Raw genomic sequence first — 7,800 nt, 5'->3', positions numbered from 1 at the left:
TGAGCTGGCCGTCCAGCTCGCTCAGGTGGCGGACGAATCGACCGTCGCCGGCACGGTCGATCCACAACCGCCCGCGCGTGCCGCCGCGGTAGCGCTTCCAGGTGGCCGGCTCGCGGTTCAGCGCCGTCTGCAGGACGGTGACGCCGCTCGGGTGGCGGGCGAGGCCGCAGAGCGGGCCGAGCGGCAGCCGCTCGCCCGGGGTGCCGTCGACGGGCAAGGCGTAGGCCCACTGTCGTGAGCGGAACGGCTGCTGCCCGGCGCTCGACGCGATCACCCGGCCGCTCGCGTCCCAGCCGAGCACGCGGGTGTTGAGGTGGTTCCACCAGGTGAGGCGCACCCCGGCGCCGCCGGACACCGGCGCGACGTAGACCTCGGGGTTGCCGTCGCGGCGCGTCGCCCACGCCAGCTGCGTGCCGTCCGGCGAGAGGCGTGGGCGCGATGCCGCCACGCGATCGGACGTGAGCCGCTCGGCACGCCCGCCGCCGGCGTCGACGACCCAGACGTCGTCGTCGGCCACGAAGGCGATCCGGTCGCCGGACAGGTGGGGGAAGCGCAGGTAGGTCACGATCACCGACCCTAATCGGGGCCCCTGACAACATTCGCCGAAGATCGTCCGGCCGGTCGACCGGTCGGCCCGGGACGGATGGGTCTCAAGTCCGGTTCGCCCGTGTCGATGGGAGTGCTGCGACGGTCGCGTCCCGTCGAGCACGTCCCTCCGGGGGATCACGACGCCCGACGGATCGGGTGTCCTCGAGCGAAAGGATTCGCCATGCGTACGTCCCTCAAGGGCCTCGGTGCCGTCGCGGCCGCCGGTCTGGTCGGCATGGCCGGCCACAGCGCCTTCACCGACAGCAACACCGTCGTCCCGAGCATCGCCGGCTACGGCAACACGACCGCGACCGGCGTCACGCTCACCGGCGTCAACTACACACCCGCGGGCTGGGACAACGCCCTGCTCTCGGCGCTGGACTTCACGACGTCGACCGACCTCACCGGCGTCCCCGGCACTGTGAACGCCAGCGTCACCCTGTGGCAGGCCGCCCACTCGGGCACCGCCGTCGCCACCTTCACGTGCGCCGTCACCAAGTCGGCCACGTCGACGATCCACTGCGACCTGACGGCGACGCCGACGGTCGGCTCGGCGAACCCGGCCATCGCCAGCTTCGACAGCGTCTCCCTCACGGTGAACACCTGATCGGACGCGCTGAGCCGGGCCGCGCGCGGCTGACGCGCGCGGCCCCGGCCGCGACCATCGCAGAGCCCTGGCAGCGACGAGGCGGCGCACCCGGATGGCGACGGCCGTCGCCATCGCCGGGTTGCTCGCCGGTCTCGTCGTCCTGTTGCCGACCAGCCTCGGTGGTGCGACCACCTACGTCACCACCCACGGGATCAGCATGGAGCCGCGGTTCCACACCGGCGACCTCGCGATCCTGCGCACGGCCGACCACTACGGCGTCGGCGACGTCGTCGGCTACCGCAGCACGACGCTGCACACGGTGGTCATGCACCGCATCGTCGGCGTCCGGGACGGCCACTTCGTGATGAAGGGCGACAACAACCACTGGCTCGACCCCGACCGGCCCACGCCGGCACAGGTGGTGGGCCGGCTGGCGCTGCGCGTGCCGCACGGCGGCGTCTGGCTGGCGTGGCTGAGCAGCCCGGCCGTGTCCGCGCTGCTCGTGCTGCTCGCCGTCGTCGGCGGTGGGGCGACCGTGCGCCGCCGTCGTCGGCGCCGACTGCGCACCACCTCGGCCGTCGGCCCGCGTCCGACCCGCCCTCGCCCGACCCGCCCGCTCCGTCCCCGTCCGTCTCGCCCGCGTCCGGCCCCCGCCCCGCTCCCCCTCCCGGGTGGTGAATTGCGCGCCGAGTGGCGGGAGACGACCCACCACTCGCGTCCGAACCCACCACTCGCCGGGGTGTTGCAGCGGGTGCCGACCAGGTTGCGTCCGGCGGCCTGGACGATCTGCGGGGCCGCAGCCGTCGCGGTGCTGCTCGGGGCCCTCGCGTTCTCGTCGGCTCCGTCCAGCGTGGTCCTCGGCTCCGCGTCCACCGGTGACAGCGCCACCTTCGGCTACACCGCGACCGTTCGTGCCAGTGCCGCGTACGACAGCACGACCGTGCGGTCACCTGATCCTGTCTTCCGCCGCCTCGTCCGGTCGGTCGTGATGTCCGTGCGCTACGACGGGACGCCTGCGACGCTCGCCGTGCAGGCCCAGCTCACCACACCCGGTGGGTGGCACACGGCGCTGCCGCTCGTCGCGACCCAGGCCGTCGACGGCCACGGCACTGCGGTGTCAGCGCCCCTCGATCTCGCCGCGATCGACGCCCGGGCGCGGGCGGCCGCGCAGGCCACCGGCATCGCCGAATCGCAGGTCGACGTCCGGCTGACCGCCACGATCACCCGCGGCCCGGGGCTCCTGTTCACCCCGCACGTCGACCTCGTGCTCACGCCGCAGCAGCTCGTCCTCGCCACCGGCGCGCCGCTCACCGTGGCCGATCCGGCCACGGTCGTCACACGCACGGCGCGAGACGAAACCGTCGCACTGCCGCTGTTCGATCTGACCGTGGCGCACGCCCGCCGACTCAGCGAGCTGCTGCTGCTCGCCGCCCTGCTCAGCGGCGCCGCGCTCGGGCTGTCCGTCCGCGACGCCGCGCCGGAGAGCGAGGCGGACGCGATCCGCTACCGCCACCGCCGCGTGCTCGTCGGGGTGCGTCCGGGGGGTGTGCCGACCGACGTCCCGGTGGTCGACGTCGAGAGCTTCGCCGCACTGCTCGCCGTGGCCGAGCGGTCGAACCGCATGGTGCTGCACTGGACGACGGACGGGCTGACCACCTTCGTCGTGCCCGACGACACGGCGGCCTACCGCTACCGCAGCGGCGTCCCGGCCGACACTCAACGCCCGTTGAGCGCCTCGACCGCGAGGGTGTGACCGAGCTCGATCAGCTCGGCGGCGCGGTGGAAGTCGAGACTGCGGGCCGCGTCGGCGGGGACGGTCACCGTGATGTCCGGTGGGTACGCCGCGAGGCCGAACCGGGTGAGCGCGGCCTGCGGCGCGTCCAGCGCAAGGGTCACCACGTCGAGCAAGCCGACCGACGACTCGTCGCCGCCGATCGGCAGCACCCGCTTGAGCGCGCCCAGCCGTTGCGTCGCCGCGGCCAGCAGCTCCGACTCGGTCATCGTGGGCAGCCGACCCTTGACCCGCTCCCACCAGTCGGCCCGCGTGGCCTCGGCGCCCTCACCCGTGTCTGCGTCGTCACTCGACGCGTCGGTGGGCGCCTCGCTCGGCTGGCCGCGGCGCGGGCCGGGCAGCGACACAGCCCCCACAATGTCGGCGGTCGCGGCGGTCGTCGCGGCGACGGGCACCGGGTTCAGCAGGCCGCCGTCGACGAGCACCCGACCGTCCAGGGTGACCGGCGTGAACAGGCCGGGGATGCCCATCGAGGCGCGGATGGCGCGGTCGAGCGGGCCACGGGACAGCCACACCTCGCGTCCGGCCACCACGTCGACCGCCACCGCGGTGAACGGCAGTGGCAGCTGCTCGATGCGCAGGTCACCGACGATCTCGGCCACACGCGTGATCACCCGTTCGGCGCGGAACAGCCCGCCCGCGCCCGGGCTGCCGGGCTCGACCAGCTGCCGCAGCACGTCACGCTGGCTCAACCCCGTGACCCAGTCGGTGTAGTCGTCGAGCCGGCCGGCGGAGAAGACGCCACCGATCACGGCGCCCATCGACGAGCCGGCGACGCTGACGACCTCGTGGCCGGCCTCCGCCAGCGCGCGCAACACCCCGAGGTGGGCGTAGCCGCGCGCGCCGCCGCTGCCGAGGGCGAGTGCGATCGTGGCCATGCGACCAGGGTGCCGCGCCGATCAGGCCGGTGCGTGCTCCTGTGACCGACGCCAACGGATGCCGGCCTCGATGAAGCCGTCGATGTCGCCGTCGAGCACCGCCTGCGGGTTACCGACCTCGTACTCGGTGCGCAGGTCCTTCACCATCTGGTACGGGTGCAGCACGTACGAGCGCATCTGGTTGCCCCACGAGTTGCTGCCGTCCTTCAGCGCGTTCATCGCGTCCTGCTCCTCGGCGCGGCGGCGCTCGAGCAGTTTCGACTGCAGCACGTTCATCGCCGAGGCCCGGTTCTGGATCTGGCTGCGCTCGTTCTGGCAGGTGACGACGATGCCGGTCGGCAGGTGGGTGATGCGCACCGCCGAGTCGGTCGTGTTGACGCCCTGGCCGCCCTTGCCCGAGCTGCGGTACACGTCGACGCGGATGTCGTCGTCCGGGATCTCGACGTGGTCGCTCGTCTCGACGACCGGCAGCACCTCGACGCCGGCGAACGACGTCTGCCGCCGGCCCTGGTTGTCGAACGGGCTGATCCGTACGAGGCGGTGCGTGCCCTGCTCGACGCTCAACGTGCCGTAGGCGTAGGGGGCCTTGACCTGGATGGTGGCCGACTTGATGCCGGCCTCCTCGGCGTAGGACGTGTCGAGCGCCTCGATCGGGTAGCCGTGCCGCTCGGCCCACCGGGCGTACATGCGCAGCAGCATCTCGGCGAAGTCCGCCGCGTCGACGCCGCCCGCCTCCGAGCGGATCGTCACGAGCGCCTCGCGGGCGTCGTAGGGGCCGGAGAGCAGGGTGCGGACCTCGAGCTCGCCGATCGCCTTCTGCAGCGCGGTGACCTCGCGCTCGGCCTCGGCGCGCGAGTCGCTGTCGTCCATCTCCTCGGCGAGGTCCCACAGCACCTGGGCGTCGTCGACCCGGCGCCGCAGTTCCTCGACGCGACGGATCTCGCCCTGCACGTACGACAGGCGCGAGGTGACCTTCTGCGCGCTGTCGGGGTCGTTCCAGAGGTCGGGGGCGGATGCCTGCTGCTCCAGATCGGCGGCCTCGCGCCGCAGCGCGGCCAGATCCACGACCGACTCGATGCTCGCGAGCGTCGCGGAGAGTTCTTTCAGATCAGCAGGGACATCCACGGATATCGAGGGTACGCGACCCGGGTGCTGACACGGCGCCGTCGGCGGCCGTTGGCAGGCTCAGCGGTGGGACACGACGACGGCCACGTGGCCCGAGAACGCGTCGGCGGGCGCGCCGGTGACGTTGGTACGCACCGTGTGGGTGTGCGTCGTCGGACGCAGGGGGGCAGCGTGGCCGGTGGCCTCGGCGGGCAGCAGGGGCAGCGCCAGCAGCGGTGATGCCATGACCGCGGCCGCCAGCAGGCTGTACTTGCCGAACATGATCCATTCCTCCCGAACGAGTACGTCCAGGGGGTACCCCCGAGTCCCGGCTGCTTAACGGACTCTGATGTTCGTCACGTCCGCGGCGCGCCGGGTCAGGCCGCGACGGCCTGGGCGGCCGTCGCCTGCACCGCCTCGTCCTGGTGCACGTACTTCCTGCCGCGCAGCAGCGAGGCGAGGGCACCGATCACCGACATCGCGGCGGCCATCAGGAAGACGATGACGAGCCCGTGGTGGAACGGCTGCGAGATCAGGTTCGGGAAGAATGTCTGCCCGGTCAGCGTCGCACGGTCACCCGCGGGCACCTGGCTCAACGTCTGTTGACCCACCAGCGTCTGCACCGGGTTGTAGCCGAGGAAGGCGGCGAAAAGGCTGCCGACCGGCGGGGCGTCGGCGACGACGTGCGCGGTCGCCGTGGGCACGTGGTGCGCGGCGAGGCCGTTGAACAGCGTGCTCGGCAGGCTCGACGCGAGCCCCGCGATCATCAGCGAGAAGAAGACGCCGATCGACAGCGAGGTGCCGGAGTTGAAGAACGTGGCGCGCATGCCGGACGCCGAACCGCGCTGCCCCGCGGGCACCGAGTTCATGATCGCCGTGGTGTTCGGCGCCGAGAACAGCCCGGAGCCGATGCCGTTCAGCACCAGCAGCGACGCGAAGGCCCAGTAGTGGAAGTTCACCGGTAGCAGCATCAGGCCGATGAAGCTGGCGGCGACGAGCAGCAGGCCGCCGGTCGCGAAGGTGCGCGCACCGAACTTGTCGCTCAGTGCGCCCGACAGCGGGCCGGCGACGAGGAACGCGACGGTCAGCGGCAGCAGGTAGATGCCGGCCCAGAGCGGGGTGTTCTCGAACTTGAAGCCGTGCAGCGGCAGCCAGATGCCCTGCAGCCAGATGATGAGCATGAACTGCAGGCCGCCGCGCGACACCGACGCGAGCAGACCGGCCAGGTTGCCGGCCCAGAACGGACGCAGCCGGAACAGGTTCATCGCGAACATCGGCTGGTCGACCTTGGTCTCGACCCAGCAGAAGACGACGAGCATCGCGACGCCGCCGATGAGGCCGGTGAGCACCCACGGGTTCGTCCAGCCCATCGTGTGGCCGCCGTAGGGCTGGATGCCGTAGGTGATCGCGGCCAGCAGCGCCGACAGGCCGACGGCGAACAGGGCGTTGCCCCACCAGTCGATCCTCGCCTCGTGCCGTTCCCCGAGCTCCTTGAGGCTGAGGTAACTCCAGACCGTGCCGATGACGCCGATCGGGACGGAGACGTAGAAGACCAGCCGCCAGTCGACCTCGGACAGCAGCCCGCCGAGGATGAGGCCGATGAAGCCGCCTGCGATCGCCGCGACCTGGTTGATGCCGAGGGCGAAGCCGCGGCGCTCGGCCGGGAAGGCGTCGGTGAGGATGGCGGTCGAGTTGGCGAACAGCATCGCCGCGCCGACACCCTGCACGAGCCGCCAGCCGATGAGCCAGAGCGCTCCCCCGCCGGCGTGGAACGGGTCGACGGCGAGGGCGATCGAGCCGACGGTGAAGACGACGAAGCCGGCGTTGTAGATGCGCACGCGGCCGAACATGTCGCCGAGGCGTCCGAGCGTGACCACCAGGACGGCGGTGACGAGCAGGAAGCCCATCAGCGTCCAGAGCAGGTAGCCGGTGTTGCCCGGCTGCAGCGGGTCGAGCTTGATGCCGCGGAAGATCGCGGGCAGCGAGATGATGACGATCGAGCTGTTGATGGTCGCCATGAGCACGCCGAGCGTGGTGTTCGACAGTGCCACCCACTTGTAGCGCGGGTGGTCCTTCTCGAAGCGTGCGGCGGCGGTGAAGCGTCCCGGCATGGAATAGTTAGCCGAACTAACTTTACCCCCGATCGGTTGACTCCCTCCAACCAACTCGGTCACACCTGTCGGGGGAAGGGCATCGGCGCGGCGGCCTGCGACGTGGGCACGGCGCGGGGTCTGCCGGATCTTGATGTGCACAGCGGCTCACAGGCCGGCTGTGGCATCTCGGTCCAGGGCGCGGCGTCGGGCTCACGCGCTGGTCGGTGCCTCCGCCGACGAGGTCGTGGTGTGGGTGATGGTCGGGCGGCCGAAGAGGCGGCCGAACGGCAGGTCGCGGCGCTCGGAGCAGCGCAGGGTCACGGTGGCGCGGTCGGCCGAGACCGTGGCGGCGACGACGACGCGGCGCCGGTCGGGGTCGCGCGCGAGGTAGGCGTCCACCGCAGTCCGCACACGACCCTCGTCCGCGAAGGGCAGCGTGGCGACGTCCGGGTCGGTGCGTGTGCGGCCGAGGTCGATCGCGGTCGCTGCGGCGGCGGCCGCGGCCCCGTCGCAGACGTCCTGCAGGTCACGCTGCTGCACGAAGGCGCTCGCGAAGGCCACCGACCCGGCCACGACCAGCAGCGCGATGAGCACGAACCCGAGGATCAGCGGGATGGTGCTCCCCCGCTCGTGGGGCCGCGCGGCCCGCGCGGGCCGGCCGCGGGGCCCGGGGGGCCGGTGCGGCCGGGGGGGGGGGCGGCGGGGGGCCGCCCCCCCGGCGGGCGCCCCGCGGGCGCGCGGGGGCGGGGGGCGGGC

General features: G+C 72.4%; 7 protein-coding genes and 1 pseudogene. 2 read left to right on the top strand and 6 right to left on the bottom strand.

What is annotated here, in order from left to right:
• Positions 1-565 (bottom strand): annotated as a pseudogene (locus ACTHMS_RS12240) (peptidase S41); the annotation flags it as partial.
• Positions 566-769: 204 nt separating this feature from the next.
• Here ACTHMS_RS12240 and ACTHMS_RS12235 point away from each other — a divergent pair.
• Positions 770-1,195: a hypothetical protein gene (locus ACTHMS_RS12235; protein ID WP_440306942.1), complete on the top strand. Its 426-nt coding sequence runs from the start codon at positions 770-772 to the stop codon at positions 1,193-1,195.
• A gap of 94 nt (positions 1,196-1,289) precedes the next feature.
• Positions 1,290-2,930, top strand: a complete 1,641-nt coding sequence (locus ACTHMS_RS12230) for a signal peptidase I (protein ID WP_440306941.1) — start codon at positions 1,290-1,292, stop codon at positions 2,928-2,930.
• Here the strand turns inward: ACTHMS_RS12230 and ACTHMS_RS12225 are convergent.
• The 5 genes from ACTHMS_RS12225 to ACTHMS_RS12205 form a co-directional block, all read right to left on the bottom strand.
• A complete protein-coding gene (locus tag ACTHMS_RS12225) occupies positions 2,894-3,847 on the bottom strand; it encodes a patatin-like phospholipase family protein (protein ID WP_440306940.1) in 954 nt (317 codons plus the stop codon). The genes ACTHMS_RS12230 and ACTHMS_RS12225 overlap by 37 nt on opposite strands.
• A 21-nt stretch (positions 3,848-3,868) precedes the next feature.
• Positions 3,869-4,978 carry a peptide chain release factor 2 gene (prfB, locus tag ACTHMS_RS12220; protein ID WP_440306944.1) on the bottom strand — a complete coding sequence of 370 codons (1,110 nt, stop codon included), beginning with the start codon at positions 4,976-4,978 and terminating at the stop codon, positions 3,869-3,871.
• Positions 4,979-5,032: 54 nt separating this feature from the next.
• Complete coding sequence (locus ACTHMS_RS12215) at positions 5,033-5,233, bottom strand: hypothetical protein (protein WP_440306939.1); 201 nt, start codon at positions 5,231-5,233, stop codon at positions 5,033-5,035.
• Positions 5,234-5,328: 95 nt separating this feature from the next.
• Positions 5,329-7,062: an MFS transporter gene (locus ACTHMS_RS12210; protein ID WP_440306938.1), complete on the bottom strand. Its 1,734-nt coding sequence runs from the start codon at positions 7,060-7,062 to the stop codon at positions 5,329-5,331.
• Between the two features lie 192 nt (positions 7,063-7,254).
• Positions 7,255-7,659 carry a pilus assembly protein TadG-related protein gene (locus tag ACTHMS_RS12205; protein ID WP_440306943.1) on the bottom strand — a complete coding sequence of 135 codons (405 nt, stop codon included), beginning with the start codon at positions 7,657-7,659 and terminating at the stop codon, positions 7,255-7,257.
• Positions 7,660-7,800 lie beyond the last annotated feature (141 nt).

Source organism: Jatrophihabitans sp., assembly GCF_051960575.1.
In the GTDB taxonomy this organism is placed as follows: domain Bacteria; phylum Actinomycetota; class Actinomycetes; order Mycobacteriales; family Jatrophihabitantaceae; genus JBQCEE01.
Note: the sequence above shows the minus strand (reverse complement) of the source record. Positions and strands in the feature narration are given on the sequence as shown.